Origin of the sequence: Psychrobacillus sp. FSL H8-0484, assembly GCF_038005325.1 — a bacterium.
Taxonomy (GTDB): Bacteria; Bacillota; Bacilli; order Bacillales_A; family Planococcaceae; genus Psychrobacillus.
In genome coordinates, this window is the sequence record NZ_JBBOSZ010000001.1 from 3,890,078 (window position 1) to 3,912,550 (window position 22,473).

The following is a 22,473-nucleotide window of genomic DNA, read 5'->3' on the forward strand; positions in this document are numbered from 1 at the left end:
AAGTTCCTCCATTTAATGTGGGATTTTTAACGTTTGCTACTGTTTGTTACGGCTTAATCATAATCAGTGAATATTAATCCCACATTAATTAGATGTTAAGGGTTTGTAAATCAGTTCTTTATTTGTCCAATTCATCATCTTTTATTTTCTTAATGGGATCCCGGTAGCTGGAGTCTCCGACTTTCACTACAATCAATTGCCTACAAAAAACAGGTGTAGAAAAAGACTCGTTTTTCTACACCTGCTTCAATTTATGGGCTTATTGGACATCCCCATCTTTTTTTATGATGATATTTTTATCGGTACCCGACTTTGTTGTCATTCAACAAATTTGTAGCTTTAGAATAATGTTTGATCAAAAATAACGCATGAACCTGCTTTATTGCGGCAATTTCAAAGAATCCCGATAAAATTTTCATAAAAAAGCTTGATCATTTTTGGGTAAGTTTCTTGAACATTAGCACACGTTCGTAATATAAAGTTAGCCAGATATTTAAAATGTATCTGTCCTTTTCTGTTACCATCTATGACCCAACTATTTTTTCTCCCCTTGGTTGGCTACTATTGGCGTCTGGTTCAACGGTGATACCGATTTGGTCAAAAGTCTGCCCTTCAGCGAGCTGGTAGGTAAGTATTCCGGAGCCGTTGCCGTCTGGCTTAAATATGCCTCCATCTTCTCTCTTGCCATCTTTTAGCAGCCAAACTTGGTAAACTTGTGAACCTTCGACTTCTGGAAAGTCATTAACCTGCACCACCAAATTTTTCTCTGATCCCTGTTGGACAATATAGGCGATGCCGTTTGTTCCAGTCTGGCTTTGATTGGTTGCTTGTAAAGGAATAGTAGTTAATATTTCAATAGGCATACTTTCGGCCTGGAGATTTTTTTCCTGTACATTCGCTATTCCAAGGACAGTAATCGCGAGCAACAAGGCACCAACGATACTAGCTGAAACTGGAGTGAACTGACTTTTGAACATCGTGACAAGCATACTCATCTTAGCCATGAATGTTTCAGTACCGCTTTGCTCTTTATGATCAAAAACAAACTCCATTACCTCGCTTTTTAGCGATTCAGGTACCTCGATCTCGGTATTATCAAATGGCAAAGCATGCCACACCTCGGACAATTCCTTAAATTCTTTCTTACACTCCTTACAATTCTTTAAATGTTTTTCAAAGGCCATGTGTTCGCTCTCCTTGAGCTCATTTGCTATATATGGAATCAAATGATCACAATCTCTTCTCATTTTATATCCTCCAGTTCCAGATGTTTCCTCAATCCTTTAAGAGCCTGGTGAAGCCTGCTTTTAATCGTTCCGATCGGCTCTTGCTCCAGTTTGGCGATTTCTGAGAGAGAATACCCTTTCCAATAAAGCAAATCGATTAATTTTCTTTGCGCCGTCGTCAATTTGTTTTTCGCTGTTGCAATATCATTCATATCTACTCGTTGATCAATTGGATTGGCAGGGTCCGCAATCTCTACATGTTCCTCTTGATGGTGCTCAATATGCCTCTTCTCTTTGCGGAGGTAGTCAATGCATATATTACGAGTAATCGTGAGGAGCCAATTTACAAAGTTTCCTTGAGCGGGATCGTAATGACTGTTTGTTGTCCATAGCCTTAAAAAGACCAACTGAATCATCTCTTTCGCCTTATCCTCATTCCCATTGCAAAACTTCATAACGAAGCTGTAGACAAGCTTAATATACTTATCATAAAGCTCCTCAAATGCTTGTCGGTTTTTTTCGTTTACCAATCTCATTAATTCCGCATCGTGTTTTTCTTTCATGTGGCACTCCCTGTTATTGGATAAAAATATATTACCATTATACTAATGTAAAAGTAAGAATGGGAACGACCGCAATTGATCGTTCCCTGGACAGGCTTACTTAAATTCAGTTTTGCTGTTTACGATATACCACACATCTTTTACTCCCTGTCCGTTTACATCCCCTTTTTGCTGGTCTTTTGCAAAATAATAAAGAGGATAGCCTTTATACGTAACCTGCTTCTTAGAGTTGTCTGCTCTTGTGATTGTACCGAAATCCTTTTTGTCAAAACCTTCTGGGACGGCGAAATCTTCCTCAGTAAATTCTGGCCAGTTTGCCAGGCAATCTCCGCTACAATTGCTTTTTCCAGCTTCGTCCTTTGTAAAGTAATACAACGTCTTTCCTTGTGAATCTGCTAGATATTCTCCAACTTTGTCATTCTTCAAAAGCTGAAGAATGACAGCTGGTTCTTGTTTCGTTTGTGTTTGATTAGTTTGGCTCGTCTCTAGTTTTTCCTCCTTGGCTGTTCCGCAGGCAGCTAAAACAAAAATAATCGATAGTAAAGCGAGGGTAAAAATTCCTTTTTTCATGTTTGTTCCTCCTAGTAATTTATTAGATTCAAGGCTCATCCTTATTTCCAGCCCCATTTTTGAAAGATTTGGTGACCTTCTTCTGTTTTTAAATAGTCAATAAATTGCTGTGCCTCTTTTTTCTGATCTGTAATGTTGGTCATGGCAATCGGTGTTCCACGATAGAGCTTCTCTTCCTCAGGCAGTTCGACCAGGTCGGTCACATCTTTGAGACGATAATGCCATGATTCATAGGTAACCCAAGCATCTAGGCTAGAATTCGATTTCCATCGTTCAATGCCTTCAGCACTCGACTTTACAGAAAGGTTAATATTTTGAGAAATCCCTTCGATTAGCCCTTTTCTGCCTGCCATGTCTTCCCACAGGCCTAGCTGGCCAGCCCCATTCACATCGAGTATTTTGACTCCATTTTTCGTTAAATCTTCCAGGCTTTTAATCTTCTTAGGATTTCCTTTCCTCACCAATATTCCTGCAGCACGCATGTAAAGCTCCGTACGTGATTTAGTGTCGATCATTTCAGGGTGGTTAAAGATGAAGTCCTGCAGCATATACTCGGAACCACCGAAAATAATATCTGCATCTTGCTTTGCCTGGCTGATCCAATTGGCCTCTGGTCCGGCTGTTACTTCCACCTTGATTCCCGTTTCAGCTGAAAAATGTTCAGCTGCTTCCTTGATCGGTCCAAGTGGTCCGCCTGGTCCGTACACCCTGATGACTTGATCATCACTTTGGCTGGAACTTGGTGTCGCCTGGGTCGCCGGCTTACGGTCCATTTTTGCATAGGCTGACAATCCGGTAGCCGTAATGACAAAGAGCAGTAAAGCTGATAGAAACACGGTCTTCTTCATGATTCCTCCTCCATTTCATACATGTTTTTTAACGGTACTATCAAAGGAAACGAAGAGAAACTGTAAACGGTTTGATTATAATTACAAAATAGTTAGAAAGTTTCATAAATCTATTTAAAATTAGTCTGGTGAAGAATAAATAAAGGTGTTCCTTCGCAGGTACCTAGCTTGTTAAGGAAGTACCGTTTTTTTCAACAAGCTTTATTAATAAGAGCAATAATCATCGCGGCACTGGTTTTGAATAAAGTTTAACTGTTTGTAATAAAGTTGCATCTTTTTACCCATTTGGATAATATTGTATAAAGTGGTATTTTTATATCCTAAAGAAAAGAACATCTGAAATAGATAAGTGCTTAAGCAAGGTCGTGGTTCAGGTATTGGAGCAGATTAACACCTTGGTTGAAAACTCAAGACATTCTTTAAAAGGTCTGTTAACGAGATTAAAAGGTATTAAGACTAGTAGACAGTATTAGTTTTAATCAGATTTGGAACAAGACTATTTTCATATGACTGAATTTTCTGATGATTCCATCTGCATTTGAGAGCAGTTTCCTTTATTACCGTTGGATGAACCAATTGTGATGACAATGGATTTCGTGTTAACAGTGAATAAAGGGCAAGGTGTATTTGAGGTTGCTCAAACGATTAAAATGAAGGACAAATTATTGGATGAACGAGTGTTGGAAGAGTTTGAGATTGAGAGGAAATCGATAAGAGGATGGCACAGAACATTAGCTATATCTATGATTATTGCGATAGGTACTTATTTATTACAGAGATTAGAGTAAGCTGTTTTCTTCAAGAATTTCTATATTCGGGGGATGCCTATGTGGAAAATTTTAAAGACCTTATTTATCCTAGAGAAATCAAATAAAAAAAATATATTTACTTGTATTATCGTGGCAGTATTTGTTTTTGGCTTGATTTTATTTGTGAAAACGGAGGATTTAGGAAACTCGATAAAAGGAAAATCGGGTGAATATCAATCGCTTTCTTCAGCGTTGACCAAATTTCAAATTGTAGACGCTACTGATAGTGGGAATGGCAGCGACTTATATAAAAATTTAGTACTTCAGCAACAATTTGTATCTAAGCAAAGAATGGCAGTAAAAATGGATCGACCGGAATTGTTTTTGGATACAGCAATAGATCTTACCAATTTAAGAGCTAATTCCTTTGATATGGAGGGATTTGATAAGGTTGCGAGTAATCTACCTACCAAAACAGAAAATCAATTGGACAGTGCATTCTATCAATACATAAAGAAAACAGGAATTCCATTATCCACTAATTCCTTTTCTTTTTTTCCATTTCTCGTTTATCTATTTGGTATGCTTGGCTCCGTTTGGTTTATTTTCATGAGCATTTATTCATGTGGGATCATGGTAGAAGAATTCCAACATACGTCTTTGATTAAGGGGTATCCAATAACGTTTGATAAGTACGTTATAGCTAAATGTATCTCATCCATGCTCCTAGTTGTTGTATTTCTCTTGGAGTTATTTGTTTGCAGCCTGCCATTGGTTTATTTTAAGGGATTAGGGGACCCTTCCTATCCAATTGCTATTTTTGATGGTATTTTTGATGTTTATCCAATATACAAATACCTAGGTATATCTATACTTTATATGATTTGTATTTCCATTTTTACAATACTACTGTCAGTAATTTTAAATGTTTTATTGAAGAATATGTACTTGACGCTGTTTTTGGAATTGTTATTGTATGTTTTCCCTATGTTATTTCCAAACATGATGAACCTTATTCCATTTAATCCATTTAACTATTTGAACTTTTCTAGCCTATTGAATGGACAGACGCTCGACCTTGCCAACCCAGTCGCCTTAAATAGCACGCATGGACTTATTTATATCGGGATAAGTATTGTCATAATGGTAGTCGCTGTAAAGTTATTTTTGACTACTGGGAAACTAAAAAAGGTATAGGGGAGTGAGGTAATGCGGGCTTATTTTAAGATGGAGTTTTTTCAATTTATGAGCAATAAAAAGAATATCGCAATTTATGTCATTCTACTTTTCTTCTCATGTTATTATGCACTAAAAATAGCTCCAGAATATGATCCTATTGAAAAAGTAGAGGTAAGTGAAATAGAGGCAAGGTATTTAACTAGGGAAGAATTTCTAAATAATGTTGTGATTAATGAAGGGACGCACCCTTTAACCGGATTTGCTGCTGCAATATTCCCAGAATGGAATGAATACGATAAAGACAGATTAGACGCTATCAAACAGCACAATCTGAAAAAGTATGCTGAGGCTACATTTAAGTGGTATACGTACTCTGATACAATCATTTATCGTTATGGAGGTGATGTCCTATTCTACAATCCGGGGTATTACACCTATGGAAACATTTACGCAGTGATGGACGGACATTATGCGTATTTATATTCTGCAAGTCGTTACGAAGGATATGCAGATGGGAAATCAGATTTATCTGTAAATGTTTTCGAGGAAAGGACAGCGTTACAAACATTGCAGCGTCTGTTACATACTTACCTGCCGCTAATTCTCATTGTTAGCTGTATACTCTTCACAGTGGATGTTGTGTTGAAGGATCGGCGGAATCCAACACTGTTACAAGGTTTACCACTTTCAGATTGGAGAAAGTTGATAGTTAAAGGAGGAGTTTCCTTACTGGGAAGCTTCCTGGCAATTATCCCGCTTTCCGTAGGTCTATTAATAATAGGGGCACGAAATGGGTTTGGTGATTTTGATTTGCCTGTTCCGATTTATTTTGTTGGTGAAAAATTATTTTTAAATATAATGATGGGCGAATATCTCATTCAGAACATGCTATTCATTGTTTTCTGGTTTTTATTCATCATTACATTGCTACTACTTGTAAGTGTGACGTTAAAAAACGAGTTTGCAAATCTATTGGTAGGTTGCGTGTTTGTTATTGCTGAATTTATGTACTTCAGTAGAGGAATTGGTGCCATTCGAAATGTTCAATGGTATCCCACGAGTTATGTTCAGGCAGGACAGATTATTTCGGGGTATCGGAACTACCTCTATGGTTCTGAAGCACTCACATTTGGAACTGGACTCTCCGTACTGGGATTGAGTACGTGTATTTTTCTGTTCTTCACTTTTTTGATCAGTCATCGAAGAAAGTTTAAGTTATTTTAGTTTCATAGGAATGGAGGGAAGATATGATTGAATTAAAAAATATTGGTGTTCAGTTTTCAGGTAGAGATATTTTAAAAGATGTTTCTGTGATGTTCAATCCAGGAGAGATAATTGGTTTGGTAGCCCCCAATGGAACGGGGAAGTCGACGCTTATGAATGTAATTATGAATTATATCAATCCAAATAGCGGGAAAGTCATTTTAAATCACAAGTTAGAATATACAAATAAAAATAATGAAGTGAAAATTCATCAACTAGTATCCATGATGCCAGATCAAAGTGACTTATATAATCAGATTTCCGGAAAAGAGCATTTAAAAATTTTTTCTTCTATGTGGAATAGTAATCCAAAATTGATTGACAGTACGATAAAAGAACTGGGAATGGCATCATATATAAATAAGAGTACTGGAATGTATTCTTTGGGTATGCGCCAAAGACTTTGTTTTGCGATGCAAATTGTGTCAGATACCCAAGTTATGTTAATGGACGAAGTGATGAATGGATTGGACCCTACTCATGTCGAACTTATTTCGCAAATACTAGTTAAAAAGAAAATTGAAGGAAAAACGGTTATTGTAGCTTCTCATTTATTAGATAATTTAGAAAAGTATGCAAATCGCATTTTCTTTATGAAAAATGGAGAGTTAATACTTGTTAATGACATATCCCCAGGGTTTGAAGAAAAAGAAATCACAACCGTTCGAGTAACAGAAGTGACAGATAAGATAAAAGAAAAGTTTTCAAAAGAGTTTCCAGAAACAAACGTACGATCATTGCCAAATGGCGTTACTCTAATAGATGTCCGCGGATATGATTCAGGGAAATTAGGAAATATTGTAGAATTTCTTAAAGAAAATCAAATAGCAGAGTTTAGTTTTGGAAAAGTAACATTAAATGACTTGTATTCAATGTATTATCAAGAAGGATGAGTTTATATGAAAAATACCAATATAGACATATTCTTATATAATAATTTTATAAAATCGTATTTAAGGAATGATTTTCTTGAATACGATTATTTTTATTTTCCAGTAGAGTTTGGGTAAAAAGTTAGCTACAAATGCTGATTCTAATAGAAAATCATAGCCCCTATACTAAAACACTCCGATAGTTGAAGATTGGATGGGAAGAAAAATTGTTCATCATCAGATTTATAAAATAAAAACTTTATCTGCTTGACAACATACTCTTTTCCATTCCAATCGTACGCAAGTTTGAGCAAACCAATTAATCCTCCGGAGAAACTATCTTGATCAATATAAACAGGCACTTTTCCAAACAGTTGTCCATTTTCAACAGAGTAGGTTATCTGCTCGAAACCGATGCCAAATGGTTCGCGTGGGTTCCTGAAATTGTATTTGGAGATGTCGTTGGTGTACTTCTCACCGTCTACATGAATCGTCACGATGTTGCCCTGTTTCTCTAGTGTCACTATCGAATTAATCGTTTTTTTGTCTTTTCAATGGACTCGATAAGGGCTTCTTCATATTCTTCTCGCTCTTTGATAAAATTCAAAATATGAATGTCCTCTCGAGGATTCCCCCTACCAACCTTATCATTATTAAGTACAATGATGATGTCACCAAAGGTGTCGCCATTCACATCATGGTAAAATAGATCAGGTGGATACTTTCCGTGATACCACTTAGGGAAGCGATACAACGCTTCTTGTGTACTATCACCCACTTGAATAACAAAGTTCTCATAGTCCATCCAAGTGATTTTATCTGCCATTAAGTAAATCATTTGATGCCTTATGTCTGAAAGGACACTTAGTAAAACAACTCGTTCGCGTTTTTCTTCAGCAATGACTTTCTCAGATTCTTCTTTATCTTTGCTTGCAATCCAACTAATTGAAAATGTTAATACTAAAACGAATAAAACCAACATAAAAATATTTTTTTGGGTTTTCATAATTCTCCACCTTATTTATAACTTAAGGTAGTTTGCCCAGTTCTTAAATGTTATACGATGAGCTTAATTGTTTCGTAAGTGTAAAGAAGAGTTACCAAAGTAACTTACCGTTCTTTAACTAAAGCACACCATTAGTTAAATAAGGAACTATTGACTTTATTTAATTTGTTAAGAAATTAGAATTAGAAATCCCTTCTCCCTCACATCTGATTTGGAAGAATTTTATTACCAAGGGGTGAGTATCCGAATTAAATTCCAAATTTTCCAATCTCCTTTTACCCAGCCTTTTATCAATCAATGCAAGAGCTTGAACAATAACATCTTTGGAAATTAAAGCATCTTCAATTGAAAAATTAGAGTATTGAACTAATGAATCGTATGCACGGTTAACATTAAAAATATTACGCTGTTCTAAAATCATCAGTGAGAAGTCTAAATCATTTACCTTCCCAACTAACTCTGGGAAACAATCATACAAACAATCGGGAAAGGGTTTACTTGTTCTATTACGAACTTCATCCCAAAGTTTATCGTGTGCATATAAAAAATGTGCTGATGAAGCATTAAAGATCTCTTTCTTATCTAGAGTTATCCAAATTCTTCTATGTTCACCTAGAGAGGTATTGTAACTTGTTGCATTGATTTTTAACCGTTTGTTAAGTTTTTCGCATATTAAATTTTCTATTAACATTTTTGTCTTTGTCCAACGCATACTCTACTCCCTATTTTTGACTTCTATTTCTACACAATTATTATATCTCTTCTTCTACTGCACATTTTGGTCGGAATGCGCAACTAGTGCCTTAAACGAATTTCCATAAAAGTTAAATTTGTTCAGTTCAATTATTCATCCCATTTTCTTTATTTTTACTACATATTTAGATTTGTTAGTAAGGTTTATTCGATAGAATCTACAGCTAATTGAGCAATGGTTCCGTCAGACAATAAGAATTTATCAATGTTAATATGGGAAAAGTTTTCAATGTGTTCTTCACGTTCAACCTCTACAATCGTTCTAACATGTGGGGCTATTCTCTCCACTGCACATGCAATCATTAGAGATTTTCCATCAGTTAAAACTTGGTCACTTACTCTATCATCCGCAAAAATTAAAATTGCTTTCGCTTTTTGAATATTTGCCTGTTCTAACGTTCCGTTATTCGTTGCATACCCACGGACATAGTGAATTCTTTCATGGATCTCCAATGCCTTCTCATTTGTATCTATTACTACAATTTCTACTTTTTTATCTTTCGACAAGATGTTCTTTATTGCGATTTCAGCTTTATGAGACCAATCAATAATGACGATATGATTTTCACCTTCGAACATTAAATCACCCTTCTCTTTTAGTTTTCTATAGATAGTTAAACTCTCCATTGCCTTTCCAATAAAGGTAGCGAACAAACCAATTCCTATAACATAAAGGAAGATAATCGTGTAGATTCTTCCAAGTGTTGAAGAAGGCGATAAATCTCCATACCCAACTGTCAACATAGTTGTCATCGTAAACCAAAATGAATCCATATTTGAACTAAACGTGTAGGGTTCTATTAACGGCAAGATAATAGTACTTAATAAAATCAAGCCAACCGTAAATGTCGTTAATACCAACCAGGAAATGCTTGTCATCTTAAAATACAACTTCCTAAGTACGAACAATATCTGTACCTCCTTTTAAAGAATACCTTTTAGAAGTTTGCATTATCTTTTTGTCCCCCAAGCAGATAACGTTCAAGGAACCAGCGAACTTTATTGATCTTTTCGTTCTCGAGGATCTGTGTTTTCCAATACATGATTTCTCTCTTTATCGTGTTATGTTTTACAATTTTCTTGGTGTAGTTCAATTTTATTTCAAGTTCGTCAATCCACTCTTTGAATTCATCTTGCGAATCCCTTTGCAAATCTTTAAATGTATATGCCATGTTTTTTTCTCCTTTCGTTATTTCATTTTGTTTGCGTTAAGAGTAGTCAATACTAATAGTCCACCGAAATCCATAGACTTATTAATGTACGCCCTCCTCTTTTTTTTAACGATTGAGCAGGGTCTTCTTAACTGTTGTCACTTTTCTTTTATTGAAGAAACTTATTTTCATGGTAGTTCAATAAGGACTACTCATTTTTCTGTTTCTAATTCTGTTATTAACTTACAAAGATAGCCAACGATATATTCTCTTGGAATCATTTCTTCAATGTCATTACTTTCTACAAGGTCATCAATTCCTTTATTAATAACGTCCCATAAAGGTGTCCCTTCAAATATTTCATATGGATGTGCCATATATCTATTACCTCCCTGATTATCACGTTAATAGATAATATCATCTTTAATCAACCTTCCACGCTAGTTCTATAAGAAAAAAGAGCTGCCTTTGGTAACTCTACAATCCCCTACTAAAGCCATCTTTTACTTGAAAAATAGTTTTCCTTTCTCTTCAAACTGAAAAGTGGCTCAAATTTAGATTATCAGAAACATTTTTTTGAAAATTAAGTTTAGAATAAAAATTTTACAAACTAATTGACAACGAATATCAATTTCATTAACATGAAGTCGTCACAGTCTTCACATTTAATTTGACATGATTTTTGTTAAAAAATCTACTTTTTTATTTATTAATGTAATATATCTCCATTAAGATATCACTTTCAAGAAGTATCACTGATTTTATATTATGAATTTAAACTAGGAAGGGGTAAAATAAAAATGAACTGGAAAAAGGGCGGATTATGGATTATTATTTTTTTCACTGTAAAAGGTACAATTTCTACACTTTTAATTGTTACAGGTGCTAAATATTTTAATTTATCATATATGCAAGTTTTAGTACTAGTACTGATCTTATTACTTATTTCTCTAACAGGTCGTAAATTCCTTTATAGACATAAACAAACCAAAAGGCAAAAAGAGAAAAATACATAATAAAACCCCAGAGACCTTTGGATTTCTGGGGTTCTACTTTGGTAGTCTTTTTTATTGGACTAACTGGCAGTTTAGTCGCACAAGAAATACCACTATTTGGTCAAATGAAAAAAAGAGATTATCGCTATAATTTATGTAAAAAAAAGGAGACATTCAATTATTTGAACTGAACCCCGAATAGTAGACACTTAAAAAAAAGTGCCCTATTCAGGGTTTTTTCTCTAATTAAATCGAAAAATATTGAAAGTATTGCTTTTTGACATGATTCCATAAAAATGTTGGATTTCACCTAATTTTAATCACATCTTTTGTCATTGTAGACATAAAAAAAATCTCCCTTTTAACTAAGAATTGTATTTCAATTCTTGTCTTCCAGGAGATGATAGCACAAACTATGTTACACCCCGTTTAAATGGGCATCAATTGAAAATAAATCTTCCACGTTTAAATAAGTTAATATCAAGTAATTTAAATCACTCACAAATAGCCCAATTTCTTGAGGTCCTTGTAAACTATCCAAGAATAAATTTTTCTTCCCTCGCTGTTTAAATGATCTGGATCGATAAAATAATCTCTGTTGTCTACGAATCTTTGATCACTCATATAATTTAAAAAAGGGACATCTAATTCAAGAGCATTTAAGTACTGAAAAACAAGTCTATTCATTACTTCTTCATTGAAATATTCTTGATAAGACTGATGTGCTGGCTCCATGGTTAATATTACTCGGTAGCCTTTCTCATTACAATAATCTACTATCTCTTTTAACTGCTTCACATTTCGTTCAATGTTATCGTTTTCAACCGCTTCTCTATATTGTGCTTCTACTTTCGCATACTTTCTTTCCGAATAGTTTTTACCGTTATTTGCCCAAGGTTGATGAGAATTCCATTTAAAGTTTTTCAATTTACCCGAGAGCGCAGAATTAAAACTCCCACTATTTGACCCAGGTAAGTACAAGTAACTGTAATAATCAATTAAACGAAACGGTTCAATTTCGGTACGATCCAAAATTTTATAATAATTTCCTACGTTCTTGGTCTCAGAATTTGCGAAAGTAATTTGAGAGATGGAAACGATGACTACACCACCAGGTTTAAGATACTTGCCATACTCTCTCAGCAATTTATAGTCGTACTGAATCGTCTGACCAGGAAGTGCTAAGTCCAGATGGGACAAACCAGTAGGCTTAAAATAATAACCATACATTGAATGAGATGCACCTAGATTGATGATATCAACTGGATATGGATGTTTCTTAAACGCCAGTATTGCATGGTCTATGTTGTAATCATGAGAATGCTTTACAAAGTTATTTACCGGCATAAACAGTAGTAAAACAACAGTAATGATAATAGTTAACTTAATGAATAAACGTCGCATAGCAAATCCTTTCAATACAGTGCTTCTTTTACTAAAATTACTGAATGGCTCACGAATAAAACTCAACCAAATTTTCCATGTAATTTGTATTTAGATTAAAATCCACCATAAACAAACCCATTTCCCGAAACACCGAATATAAGGACTGAAACAATGATAAAAATATAAAATGCAAATCTAGCGAATATCGAGCGCTGCGATAGCCATTCCCATGTTGAAACATTTTTTCTTTCGATATATTGAAAAATTTGTACAATAATAAAGAAAAAAATGAAAATCACTAAATCTAGTAACGAAAATATTTCAAATGCTTTAACAATTTCTGATGGTCTCCAGGAGTTAATTGTTAAGAAAAGCTGTGCATTTTCAAATGCATGTGTAACGGAATCCGATCGAAAAAAAACTCTAGAAAAGCAAACTAGTAGGAAAGTTATTGCAATTTTCACCCATTTATGCAGCACCGGACTTCTATCCAATTGAATAAATGAAGCCATTTTTGCACGAAAATGTTTTGTATAATCTCCAAACACGCGATAAAACCCATGAATTAGACCCCATAAAACAAAATTCCAAGCGGCTCCGTGCCAAATGCCGCTTACTAAAAAAGTAATAAGAATTGCTAAATAAATTTCACTTCTCTTCTTTTTGCCCTTACATAACGGGACAAAGACATAGTCCCTGAGCCATGTAGAGAGCGTTATATGCCATCTACTCCAAAAATCCGATATCGAAACAGCAAAGTGCGGTTGCTTAAAGTTTTCTGTCAAATTTATCCCTAGCATTCTTGCACAACCGATGGCAATGTCACTGCATGCTGAAAAATCAGCGAACAATTGTAACGAGAATAGAATAGTAGCTAGTACGATTTGTGAACCAGTCGGGTTAGGACTATCGAAAACACTTGATACAATTGGGGCTAGTCGATCTGCAATTAATGTCTTCTTAAAAAAACCCCATGCGATTCGCTTCATCCCATAGCTTAAATTTTCATAATTAAAATTCTGTTCAACTTTAAATTGCGGAAGCAATTTCTTAGCACGTTCAATCGGCCCAGCAACCAATTGTGGAAAAAATGCAAAAAATATTGAAAAATAGCCGTAATGTCTTTCTGCCTTTTGCTTTCCATAGTAGATATCCACAAGATAACTTACTGCCTGAAATGTATAAAAAGAAATGGCTAATGGTAGGACAATTTCTTGGTATGGTACGGTATAATTCCAATCCATGTATTTTGCAATCGCTCGAAGTGAGTCATTTACAAAATTAAAATATTTAAACCAACCGAGAAAAAACAATAATACAGAAATACCAAATAGCATGACTTTTTTCTTCTGTTTTCTTGTCTCCTGTTTTTCAATTATAATTCCAGTAAAATAAGTAAAAGCTGTGCTTGCAAGTAGTAACGGTATAAATTGGATACTCAAGATAGCGTAAAAAACGTAACTTGCTACTAATAAAAGAATCCATCTCAATCGATGTGGGATTAAATAATAAGTAAAAACGATTATTGCGAGAAATAGAAGAAACTCAATTGATATAAATGTCATCCAATCACCTGATAAAAATAAACTTAAGATTTTTCATAAAACGAGACAAAAAACAACCCTAAAGTTGTCCAAGTTGCGTGAAACCCTGAAATGTGTCGACGAAACGCTTAAGAAATAATAAACCATGTACTAATGTAGTTTCACGGCATTTCAATGTTTCACCTAGAAGGTGGCACACTCAGTTTCAGATCTCAGTATTTAAGGTTTTGTCACGTGTATCACATTTCCTGTTATGGATTCAGGCGATTATCGATTATCCATATTTAGGTAACTCGGAATAGAGGATTTTTCCAAAATGATTACGTGGGATATCCTCAATTTTCATAATCTCAAAGCCCTTTAAGTTTAATTTTTCCTTAATTATTTTTTTAATTTGAACACGATCTTCTTTTAATGTGTAAATATACATTTGGTCATCCGTCCCAGCGCAGATACAAACATGACCATGCTCATTTAAAAGTCCTTCAACTTCATCCAGGCTGATACGGTTTCCATAGACTTTAATCATTCTTTTGATTCGGCCGGCTATAAAAAAATAACCATCCTGATCAAAGTAAGCCATATCACCTGTGCGCAAAATACCGTTGTTCTCATCTTTTTTCGAAAGATCGAATAACGACTCAGCATACCCCAAAGAAACATTTGCTCCTTTGTATATCAATTCGCCGATAACATTAGGCGCTGTAATTTTGTTGCCATTGTCATCATGCAGAATCAGTTCTCCATCTGGAATGGCAATACCAATACTACCGACTTTTTCAAGATTTTTTTCACATGGTAAATAGGTCATCCGAGCCGTTGCTTCAGTTTGACCGTACATGGTGAAAAATTGAATCCCTTTCTGATTACATAATTTGGCAAATTTGTACGATAGAGTTGTGCTTAATTTTCCACCTGCTTGAGTTAGTTTTTTTAAACTTGGAAGATTAAACTCTTCAAACTTCAGCCTATTAAGCATCTCATACACGAAAGGAACTCCTCCAAAAGTTGTTACCCGTTGCTCTCTACATAATTCCCAAAACTCTTTTTTCATGATAGATGCATCCGTTACAATTATTGTCGCCCCGCATATGAAATGACTATTGATGATAGAAAGACCATAGGAGTAATTCATTGGAAGTGTTGTTATAGGTTTATCGTCTGCATTGATGTCAAGGTACTTCACTATGGATTCAGCATTTTTGAAAATATTTTCATAACTTAAGCGAACAAATTTTGGGCTGCCAGTACTTCCAGAGGTTGTTAAAAGGAGCGCAAGATGTTCATCAAGATCATGTTGGAAAAATGTCGGACATCTAAATAATGTGTAATCTCCAAACACAAATGAACTATCCATTTCTTTTAATAGGTCTTGATTTTCACTACTCGCCCAAATGTATGTAGGCTTATAAAGGTTAATCAGTCTGTGCAACCGATCAATATGGATGGATGCATCCAAAAGTACAGGTACAACGCCACCTCTAATAAAGCCCACGTAGCCAAATAAAGACTCTTTATTATTTGAACATAAACAAAAAACGAGCGTTCTTTCACCTACTTGACCACAGATAGCGTCAGCGATTTCTAACATTTCAGAGTAAGAATATTCTCGTTCAGCATATACAGCGGTGCGGTTCCCAAACTCCTCAAATTTTTTGAAACTATTCATTAATAAAGTCCACTCCCAAACGTTTCAATAGCTCCATTCCTGACAGGTAAGAATCGAACTCTGTAATCCATTCAGAATCTAATGAGACATCAAAAACTTCCTCAATCTCAGAAATGAGTGTCATAAGTCCAATTGAATCCCATTCTCTTGTTACTCCAAGTGCTAAATTTTCACATACATCATCTTCCTCCAAATCTAGCGCATTGATAAATGCATTTCTATATTTTTCGATATTTCTCATAATTTACACCCTTTCAATAATTACTTTCTCCTGTATCTGTGTGAAGAACTTGTTAGCTCAAACAGTATCTATATCTGACAAATTTTCTAGGGTTCAGCAACCACATCTTGAAGATGATGCACCTCAAATTTTCGGTAACCTAATCCATATTAGATCTGTCTGAAGTTATACTTTTTTGTCGAGGATAATGCACACTTTAGCCCGATTTTATTAAGTACTGAAAAAAGCACTCTAGCTCGAAGAAAAATATTTAGAATATCGATGGAAGAAATAATGGACAAAATGCGCAACCATTATGGACTATTCAAATCAATAATTCTGTTATTTTTCATCGAGACAGCACTTATTAGCACATTTTCATTATCTTTTCTTGATAACGAGAATCATTTTCAGATATGATTCTAACATATCGCTTTTCAAAAGGTCAACAACTCACGCAATAAATAAAAAAACTGGTTAGTAATCTAACCAGTTTTTACGTCACGATTGAGTTGTATGCAAACAGGTGATGTAGGTTTGGAATAAAGTTTGATTAAAAGTTTGCTACAAATGTTGATTATATAATAGAAGAAACTCACACATTTTGAAAAAAGATTGATCAAAATGATTTCTTAGATGAGAAATCTATATGTAGTTTTTATAAAAAAGTTTGATCAAAATATAAAAGAACTAAAAATATAATTACGTGGTGGAATAAATATTAAATAACATTTATGTTCTCACTTAGTGCATAAATATTAAGATATTAATATTTATATTTATCTATAAATCTAAGTACTAAAATTCACAATAAGAAATAAAAAAATGATAAGCTTAATTACTAGCTTGTATGTGCAAATTCTTCCTCAAATATTAAATCATAATATTCGCAAAAAACAACACACAAATCTTTATAAAACTCATCTAATTCTACATAATCTTCATTTTTATATTTTTTTTCATCAATTTTTGCCTTCAATAGATTTTTTTTTAGTCGTATTTTCTCTAAATTACAAAGAATTCTATGTCTCTTGAGAAATAACTTTAACTCTTCGTATATATACTGGCCTAATAACGTTCTATAAACAATATTACCGTGTTCATCTCTTCCAAGATGAATGTAATATTCGTCTGTACAAGGGTCTACAAATCCTTGCTCTCCAACAACATTTTCTTTAAAAGTACTTCCTACCCACTTATTAGATTTTGATATATTGCAATAAGGACAACTATATAACAAATTTTCATATGTAAACTCAAGTTCTTTAAATTTATCCTTGGGTGCAAAATGTTCTACATGATATACATTATAACCTCCGCTATAAATGTCGAGATCATCGCAGTAGGCACATTTATTATCAAAATCCTCAGCCAACTTTTTTTTATTCATTTTATTGGTTCGCCAAACTTCTCCTGTTAGTGATCTAATAGGTTTTTTCCCCTTCAGACTATCCAAAGTATTACTCCTTCCCTAAAATATCATCAATTTTATTTAATAATTCGGTTAGTTTATTAGAATCTAAATCTTTTTTTATTTTATCAGGAATAGCATTTTTGCCATTTATCGACTTCTCTAATTTCGCATCTAAATCCAGTAATTGAGAATCAATTTCTTGCGATTGACCAGCTAAAGGTAATAATTTTTTTATTTCTTCTTCCCATTTTTGCTTTTGTTTTTTTGTCTTTAATATTTGTTCAATAATTTTATAATTTAATTCAATTCTTTCTGATTCTTCGTTTAAATATCTTCCAAAATCAAATACTTGATACGCATTGAATATTTCATTCAAAAAAAGATCGTCTTCGTAAGAGGTTAAAATAAATATTGGAAAATCAAAAAGTGCTTCCCCAAGTATTTTTGCAAATTCCACACCTGAATAACCTACATTTTTATATGATGATAATTTGTAATCCACTAGGACACAATCAAGCTTTTCCTCTAAGACTTGTTGTATCATTTCATCAAGTTCATCTTTTATCTCAAGTTCTATTGGAAAAAATTTATACATAGAATATTTTTCTTGTTTTTCAGACGTTGCCTTACCAAACCCCTCAAATAATTTAACCATTATTTGGGTTACTTTAGATGAATCATCATCGATTATCCCTATGTTAAACACTTTTTCCATCAGCAACCTCCTATATTGAAAATTTTAAATCTAAACCAAAACCAGAAATATACTTAGTTATTTCATATTTTGCATTGTATTCTCTGAGTGTTGATTCAACTATGTACATGCCTAATCCAGTCCCTACTGGCTCTCCGTTTCTATCATTCTTACTAGTTACTCCATAGGTGAAAATGTCATATGGATTTTTAAATATATCCGATAATCCACTCCCATTATCTTCATAGTGTAAAATAAATTCTGAATTTGTTTCCATTTTAATATTAATATTTCTTTCCTCAAGTCTTATCTTTTCAAAAGATTCAATTGAATTAATGATTAGATTATAGATTATACTTTCAAAATCTGAAACATATATCTTTTTAAAAACCTCTTTATTATCATCTTGAATATTTACTGTAATATTTTTTTGAACTAGAATAGGATCTAAAACATTTATAAGATTTTTTATTGTCTCATAAATATTTTTTTTCACTCTCTTTCTTTTATCTTTCTTTTGATTTGTTATAACAGTTATCCATGAGTTAAGATAAATATCATTTTTCTTTAAATCTTGTAAGCAGCGGTTTATTAATACTTCATTATTACTATCAATAGCAAATTTTAAAGCATCTACTCTATTGACGAGTATGGCGTTTATACTTTTTAAATCATGCACTATCGATGTCGTAATAAGTCCGTTTGTAGATAATTCCCTAAGTAATTTGATCTCTGAAATTAATTCTTCCCTTTCCTCCTGGAAATACTGCACAGCTTTCGCTAGTGTTTCAACTTTATCTGACTGTTCAGTTCGCTCTGTTTTCATTTGATCTGAAGTATATTTTTCTTGTCTATTGCCCTTTTTATTAAGAATTTTGTCTGCTATTTCCTTACCTGTCTGTTTAGTTTTATTCTTCTCATTTATTATATCTTTATATTTTTTTATTGACCTTGCTATATGAGCTCGATCTTTTTCAAACACTGAAATAATATTTTTTATTACGTCTTTAAAGTATTTAAAATATTCATTTTCAATAATACCCTCTCGACTAGACTTATCTAATATGCAATCATTATTTATTCTAGATATAAAGACGGTTCCTTGTCCTTGTGTATTTCTGACATGCCAATTGCCAGAAGGATGGCTCACTGCAGCTGGATTTTTAGCCCGTCTTGCATCTATACCTAGCCAATCAAAGGATTCTGAGTTAGAATCTCCATATGGTCTAACTAAAAAATTATCCCTATATATCTTTATTCCATTATGTTGTTCTAGCCAAATTCTTCGTTTCTTGCTAATTTGCTTATAGTAAAAACTTTCTTTATCGTCTTCAGAAAGTGATAATTTCATAAAAGTATAATCCATCTTAAAAGGACCTATTTTTTTTATTGCATTCAAATAAGTTTCACCTTTATTACGCATTAGCTCAGCTGCTGTAAATTCATAATATATTGATTTGTCTTCAAAGTCCTCATACCTATACGGATACTTACTAAACTCATCTAATTTAAACAATTCTTTTGGCATGAGATTTAAATCAAATTCATTCCTTTTTAGAGTAACTTTAAATACTTCACCATTAAATTCCGCAGATACTCTATAGTCATATTCTTCTGAGATCTCGTTCTCTATTATAAAATAAGTATCCGAGAATGATTTTTTTGCACAAATTATATATTCTCGTTGCTCGTTAGGAGGTATTAGAAATCCTAATGAATTAAAAATATTATTGATTTCTTTTTCCTTCCATTCATCCCGTAGATTACTTATTTTTAAAAGAGTCCCCGTTTCAATATTTATATTTATTCCCTCTTCTTTTTCCCCTATCTCACTAATGCTCGTTAATATCTCGAACGGAATAATATCTTTGAAGGATTTATTAATGTAAGAAAAGTCTGCTTCGATTTCATCAATCGTTTTACCTCTTTCTTCGAACTTTGACCAATCGTTTCTCCACAGTATTAATCCTTCTTTATTATTTTTGGTATACATATCACATTGACTTCCCAAGCGATCCAATGCAAATCTACCTATTCCCTTTTCACCTGACTTTATTCTATTCTTAACTGATTTATAATTTTCTCTTTTATTGTCAGTTCCAATCATCATCCAATAATTTTCAATTATCTCCTTAGTCATACCAACTCCGTTATCTAAAATATAAATACAGTCATTTTCAATATCAAAGCAAATTAAACAGATGGTCGCATCTGCATCATATGTATTTTTAACCAATTCAATAATTGCCCCGTCAACTTTAGCAACACTTTCTCGGCCTAATAATATTGTTGCACGTGATGAAATCTTATATTTCATTTTTTCCATTAACTTAACACCTCCTGTTTTAAAAACTCAAAGTTGTTTATATCTCCTGGAGTTATTCTTAATGAGCTACCATTAGCATTAATCCCAATTGATCTCACATATTGATAAAAAGAATCACTTTCTAAAATTTCCTTCGCTTTGTCTATTTTCAAATCTCCTTTAGATACAATATAAATACCTGAGTAAGGAATACATTCTTTCTGTAGTTCATATACTTTCACTTTTTTCGTTACAATAGTAGATGTTAAAAGTTTATCTTGATTCAAATGCGCAAGTGCTTGCGTTCTTCCATACTCATACCATTGCACATTTTTATCTGATTGTCTTTTTTTTAATTTATGTTTAAATGTTTTTAGATATTTCACTGCCTCCGGGAAGTTATTTTCAAATTCCTCAAGTGAAAATCTACATAACATTCCATCTTTATATACATATGGAAAAACTATCAACTCTTTTTTGTTGTAATTTAACCCACGCGGACTTGCTGTTTCTCGCAGTAAAGTTTTTTCTACTTTCAAGTTTCCAACGTTAACATAATCAAGATCTTCTTCAAAATCACTAATAACAAATGCTTCATTTAGTAATGTTGCAATACTAATTGAAGCAGTGAAAAAATCACTGAACTTAGACATTTTGTGGGAAGAACATTCAACTTGTTGAGAAAATATCCATTTCTTATTAAGATTTTTTTTAATTATTATATTCGATTTATTATTTTGAATATCAAAATACTTTATTTCATCCTTTATATTCCCTTTATCAAAGATCAAAATAGCAGACGAAGTTAATGCATTATTAAATATTTTTAGTGTTGTATAATCATATATTTTTGTCAAATAGGGCAACATTATGTTTCTTAAATTTTGAGCAAATACATTTTTAAAAATACTACTTGGAATTAGATACGCTAGTTTTCCTGTATCATTTAAACTGTTTAAACTAGCTTCAATAAATGCATAGCAATAATCGAATTTCCCATTTATACAAGACTGATAATTTTCTTTTACAAATAATCTAGTCTCTTCATCTAAGTCCCTATAAGTAATATAGGGTGGATTCCCAATAATAAAATCAAACTTCATATCTAATTTTGTTCTCAATATATCAACATTTAAGATATTCCAAGACACATTGTATATATCATAGTTAGCAGCTAGCATGTTTAAATTTTCTAAGCAATTTAGGAAATGAGCTTCATCTATCTCTGCCCCATATATGTCTGCTTCTAATCCATGTTTTATTTCTTCTAAAGAAATATTTTCAAGCAAACTAACTTCTATATATCTTCGAACAATTTCCTTTAATATATTCCCATCGCCACAAGCATTTTCAATGACTTTTTTTCCGTGTAAGTTTGATAAATATCCTACCCTATCCAACATTTCAATTACTGTATTAGCAGGAGTAAATACTTGACATTTTTTATTCATTCAAATCCACTCCTTATCCTTTAGAATTCTATTTATTTGCTTATTAATAGCAAATACACTAATTAATTCGGTCACGGACTAAATTTTCCCTATTTAAATTATACTTCAGTCTAATTAATACTGAAACAAAAAGAAAAATTGATTATAGCATAAACATTTTATGTAAATGAGGAAGTAAAAACAGAATACTTTTCCTTTTAGAGTTAATCAAAACTTAATCCACTTTTCATATAAAACTTGTGCCTTCGCATAAATACTTTTAGAATTATGTTTCGATTTCTTTATTATGATACCTTGATACTCAAACATTTCCAATGACTTACTTGCCCATGTACCACTGTCATTTACAAGATTTTCGAGTAATTTTTCATAAATAGGCTCCCAAATACGAATAGTGGATGAAAATAGCATAAGTGTCGATAGCGATTTAGTTTCCCGTTCAACTTCGATAATACTAAATCGTTCCCCTAATGCAAGAAAAACTTCTGCAATCACATAACGCCTTTTCGTTATACCATCGCTTAGCTTAGTAAATTTACGTTCTCCTAAACCTTCCGTCAATTCATCAATAAATACTCGAATCGCTTTCACTTGTGGATACTGTTCCAATATTTT

23 protein-coding genes and 1 pseudogene are annotated in these 22,473 nt (G+C 33.1%); 5 read left to right on the top strand and 19 right to left on the bottom strand.

Annotated elements, in window-relative coordinates:
* Nucleotides 1-524: 524 nt before the first annotated feature.
* The 4 genes from MHH81_RS19150 to MHH81_RS19165 all read right to left on the bottom strand — a co-directional run bounded on the left by MHH81_RS19150 (nt 525) and on the right by MHH81_RS19165 (nt 3,207).
* Nucleotides 525-1,247, bottom strand: a complete 723-nt coding sequence (locus tag MHH81_RS19150) for an anti-sigma factor (protein ID WP_340924455.1) — start codon at nt 1,245-1,247, stop codon at nt 525-527.
* Nucleotides 1,244-1,789, bottom strand: a complete 546-nt coding sequence (locus tag MHH81_RS19155; RefSeq protein ID WP_340924458.1) for an RNA polymerase sigma factor — start codon at nt 1,787-1,789, stop codon at nt 1,244-1,246. The genes MHH81_RS19150 and MHH81_RS19155 overlap by 4 nt, the downstream gene beginning before the upstream one ends.
* Nucleotides 1,790-1,885: 96 nt before the next feature.
* Nucleotides 1,886-2,359 carry a hypothetical protein gene (locus MHH81_RS19160; protein WP_340924460.1) on the bottom strand — a complete coding sequence of 158 codons (474 nt, stop codon included), beginning with the start codon at nt 2,357-2,359 and terminating at the stop codon, nt 1,886-1,888.
* 41 nt (nt 2,360-2,400) lie between these two features.
* Nucleotides 2,401-3,207, bottom strand: coding sequence for a substrate-binding domain-containing protein (locus MHH81_RS19165; RefSeq protein ID WP_340924462.1), 807 nt, complete (start codon nt 3,205-3,207; stop codon nt 2,401-2,403).
* Nucleotides 3,208-3,524: 317 nt separating this feature from the next.
* Between MHH81_RS19165 and MHH81_RS19170 the strand changes: the two are divergent.
* The 4 genes and pseudogenes from MHH81_RS19170 to MHH81_RS19185 form a co-directional block, all read left to right on the top strand.
* Nucleotides 3,525-3,964 (top strand): annotated as a pseudogene (locus MHH81_RS19170) (heteromeric transposase endonuclease subunit TnsA); the annotation flags it as partial.
* Between the two features lie 70 nt (nt 3,965-4,034).
* On the top strand, nt 4,035-5,153 hold the full coding sequence (locus MHH81_RS19175; protein ID WP_340924464.1) for an ABC transporter: 1,119 nt from the start codon (nt 4,035-4,037) through the stop codon (nt 5,151-5,153).
* 12 nt (nt 5,154-5,165) lie between these two features.
* Nucleotides 5,166-6,359 (top strand): ABC transporter permease, encoded by a 1,194-nt coding sequence (locus MHH81_RS19180; RefSeq protein ID WP_340924466.1) that lies wholly within the window; start codon nt 5,166-5,168, stop codon nt 6,357-6,359.
* Nucleotides 6,360-6,382: 23 nt separating this feature from the next.
* Nucleotides 6,383-7,291 carry an ATP-binding cassette domain-containing protein gene (locus tag MHH81_RS19185; protein ID WP_340924468.1) on the top strand — a complete coding sequence of 303 codons (909 nt, stop codon included), beginning with the start codon at nt 6,383-6,385 and terminating at the stop codon, nt 7,289-7,291.
* Between the two features lie 140 nt (nt 7,292-7,431).
* Here the strand turns inward: MHH81_RS19185 and MHH81_RS19190 are convergent, their stop codons facing one another.
* From MHH81_RS19190 to MHH81_RS19215, 6 genes are all read right to left on the bottom strand, one after another.
* On the bottom strand, nt 7,432-7,767 hold the full coding sequence (locus MHH81_RS19190; RefSeq protein WP_340924471.1) for a hypothetical protein: 336 nt from the start codon (nt 7,765-7,767) through the stop codon (nt 7,432-7,434).
* Nucleotides 7,768-7,793: 26 nt separating this feature from the next.
* Nucleotides 7,794-8,276 (bottom strand): hypothetical protein, encoded by a 483-nt coding sequence (locus MHH81_RS19195; protein ID WP_340924474.1) that lies wholly within the window; start codon nt 8,274-8,276, stop codon nt 7,794-7,796.
* 160 nt (nt 8,277-8,436) lie between these two features.
* Nucleotides 8,437-8,988: an SF0329 family protein gene (locus tag MHH81_RS19200; RefSeq protein WP_340924476.1), complete on the bottom strand. Its 552-nt coding sequence runs from the start codon at nt 8,986-8,988 to the stop codon at nt 8,437-8,439.
* A 185-nt stretch (nt 8,989-9,173) separates the two neighbouring features.
* Entirely contained in the window at nt 9,174-9,938 is a 765-nt protein-coding gene (locus MHH81_RS19205; RefSeq protein ID WP_340924479.1) for an ion channel, read from the bottom strand.
* 29 nt (nt 9,939-9,967) lie between these two features.
* Entirely contained in the window at nt 9,968-10,201 is a 234-nt protein-coding gene (locus tag MHH81_RS19210) for a hypothetical protein (protein ID WP_340924482.1), read from the bottom strand.
* A gap of 191 nt (nt 10,202-10,392) precedes the next feature.
* Nucleotides 10,393-10,557 (bottom strand): hypothetical protein, encoded by a 165-nt coding sequence (locus MHH81_RS19215; protein WP_340924484.1) that lies wholly within the window; start codon nt 10,555-10,557, stop codon nt 10,393-10,395.
* A 423-nt stretch (nt 10,558-10,980) separates the two neighbouring features.
* Here MHH81_RS19215 and MHH81_RS19220 point away from each other — a divergent pair, with 423 nt between their 5' ends.
* Entirely contained in the window at nt 10,981-11,196 is a 216-nt protein-coding gene (locus MHH81_RS19220) for a hypothetical protein (RefSeq protein WP_340924487.1), read from the top strand.
* Nucleotides 11,197-11,673: 477 nt separating this feature from the next.
* Here MHH81_RS19220 and MHH81_RS19225 read toward each other — a convergent pair whose 3' ends face one another.
* The 9 genes from MHH81_RS19225 to MHH81_RS19265 form a co-directional block, all read right to left on the bottom strand.
* On the bottom strand, nt 11,674-12,645 hold the full coding sequence (locus MHH81_RS19225) for a hypothetical protein (protein WP_340924490.1): 972 nt from the start codon (nt 12,643-12,645) through the stop codon (nt 11,674-11,676).
* Nucleotides 12,646-12,674: 29 nt separating this feature from the next.
* A complete protein-coding gene (locus MHH81_RS19230) occupies nt 12,675-14,126 on the bottom strand; it encodes an MBOAT family O-acyltransferase (RefSeq protein WP_340924492.1) in 1,452 nt (483 codons plus the stop codon).
* A 253-nt stretch (nt 14,127-14,379) separates the two neighbouring features.
* Nucleotides 14,380-15,774, bottom strand: a complete 1,395-nt coding sequence (locus MHH81_RS19235) for an AMP-binding protein (RefSeq protein WP_340924494.1) — start codon at nt 15,772-15,774, stop codon at nt 14,380-14,382.
* Nucleotides 15,767-16,015: an acyl carrier protein gene (locus MHH81_RS19240; protein WP_340924496.1), complete on the bottom strand. Its 249-nt coding sequence runs from the start codon at nt 16,013-16,015 to the stop codon at nt 15,767-15,769. The genes MHH81_RS19235 and MHH81_RS19240 overlap by 8 nt, the downstream gene beginning before the upstream one ends.
* Before the next feature lie 820 nt (nt 16,016-16,835).
* Nucleotides 16,836-17,450: an HNH endonuclease gene (locus MHH81_RS19245; RefSeq protein WP_340924498.1), complete on the bottom strand. Its 615-nt coding sequence runs from the start codon at nt 17,448-17,450 to the stop codon at nt 16,836-16,838.
* A 4-nt stretch (nt 17,451-17,454) separates the two neighbouring features.
* Entirely contained in the window at nt 17,455-18,123 is a 669-nt protein-coding gene (locus tag MHH81_RS19250) for a hypothetical protein (protein ID WP_340924501.1), read from the bottom strand.
* A gap of 10 nt (nt 18,124-18,133) precedes the next feature.
* Nucleotides 18,134-20,428, bottom strand: a complete 2,295-nt coding sequence (locus MHH81_RS19255) for an ATP-binding protein (RefSeq protein WP_340924502.1) — start codon at nt 20,426-20,428, stop codon at nt 18,134-18,136.
* Nucleotides 20,428-21,858 (bottom strand): Eco57I restriction-modification methylase domain-containing protein, encoded by a 1,431-nt coding sequence (locus MHH81_RS19260; protein WP_340924504.1) that lies wholly within the window; start codon nt 21,856-21,858, stop codon nt 20,428-20,430. Before MHH81_RS19260 ends, MHH81_RS19255 begins: the two co-directional genes overlap by 1 nt.
* A gap of 207 nt (nt 21,859-22,065) precedes the next feature.
* The gene (locus MHH81_RS19265) at nt 22,066-22,467 is read right to left on the bottom strand and encodes a Tn7-like element transposition protein TnsE (protein WP_340924506.1); all 402 of its coding nucleotides are present in this window, start codon (nt 22,465-22,467) and stop codon (nt 22,066-22,068) included.
* Nucleotides 22,468-22,473 lie beyond the last annotated feature (6 nt).

What these genes read in the sequence shown, in the direction of transcription:
- MHH81_RS19210 (WP_340924482.1), bottom strand. Translation starts at nt 10,201, where the DNA reads ATGGCATATACATTTAAAGATTTGCAAAGGGATTCGCAAGATGAATTC.
- MHH81_RS19230 (WP_340924492.1), bottom strand. Translation starts at nt 14,126, where the DNA reads ATGACATTTATATCAATTGAGTTTCTTCTATTTCTCGCAATAATCGTT.
- MHH81_RS19195 (WP_340924474.1), bottom strand. Translation starts at nt 8,276, where the DNA reads ATGAAAACCCAAAAAAATATTTTTATGTTGGTTTTATTCGTTTTAGTA.
- MHH81_RS19220 (WP_340924487.1), top strand. Translation starts at nt 10,981, where the DNA reads ATGAACTGGAAAAAGGGCGGATTATGGATTATTATTTTTTTCACTGTA.
- MHH81_RS19250 (WP_340924501.1), bottom strand. Translation starts at nt 18,123, where the DNA reads ATGGAAAAAGTGTTTAACATAGGGATAATCGATGATGATTCATCTAAA.
- MHH81_RS19260 (WP_340924504.1), bottom strand. Translation starts at nt 21,858, where the DNA reads ATGAATAAAAAATGTCAAGTATTTACTCCTGCTAATACAGTAATTGAA.
- MHH81_RS19185 (WP_340924468.1), top strand. Translation starts at nt 6,383, where the DNA reads ATGATTGAATTAAAAAATATTGGTGTTCAGTTTTCAGGTAGAGATATT.
- MHH81_RS19175 (WP_340924464.1), top strand. Translation starts at nt 4,035, where the DNA reads ATGTGGAAAATTTTAAAGACCTTATTTATCCTAGAGAAATCAAATAAA.
- MHH81_RS19155 (WP_340924458.1), bottom strand. Translation starts at nt 1,789, where the DNA reads ATGAAAGAAAAACACGATGCGGAATTAATGAGATTGGTAAACGAAAAA.
- MHH81_RS19150 (WP_340924455.1), bottom strand. Translation starts at nt 1,247, where the DNA reads ATGAGAAGAGATTGTGATCATTTGATTCCATATATAGCAAATGAGCTC.
- MHH81_RS19200 (WP_340924476.1), bottom strand. Translation starts at nt 8,988, where the DNA reads ATGCGTTGGACAAAGACAAAAATGTTAATAGAAAATTTAATATGCGAA.
- MHH81_RS19180 (WP_340924466.1), top strand. Translation starts at nt 5,166, where the DNA reads ATGCGGGCTTATTTTAAGATGGAGTTTTTTCAATTTATGAGCAATAAA.
- MHH81_RS19165 (WP_340924462.1), bottom strand. Translation starts at nt 3,207, where the DNA reads ATGAAGAAGACCGTGTTTCTATCAGCTTTACTGCTCTTTGTCATTACG.
- MHH81_RS19240 (WP_340924496.1), bottom strand. Translation starts at nt 16,015, where the DNA reads ATGAGAAATATCGAAAAATATAGAAATGCATTTATCAATGCGCTAGAT.
- MHH81_RS19215 (WP_340924484.1), bottom strand. Translation starts at nt 10,557, where the DNA reads ATGGCACATCCATATGAAATATTTGAAGGGACACCTTTATGGGACGTT.
- MHH81_RS19235 (WP_340924494.1), bottom strand. Translation starts at nt 15,774, where the DNA reads ATGAATAGTTTCAAAAAATTTGAGGAGTTTGGGAACCGCACCGCTGTA.
- MHH81_RS19255 (WP_340924502.1), bottom strand. Translation starts at nt 20,428, where the DNA reads ATGGAAAAAATGAAATATAAGATTTCATCACGTGCAACAATATTATTA.
- MHH81_RS19160 (WP_340924460.1), bottom strand. Translation starts at nt 2,359, where the DNA reads ATGAAAAAAGGAATTTTTACCCTCGCTTTACTATCGATTATTTTTGTT.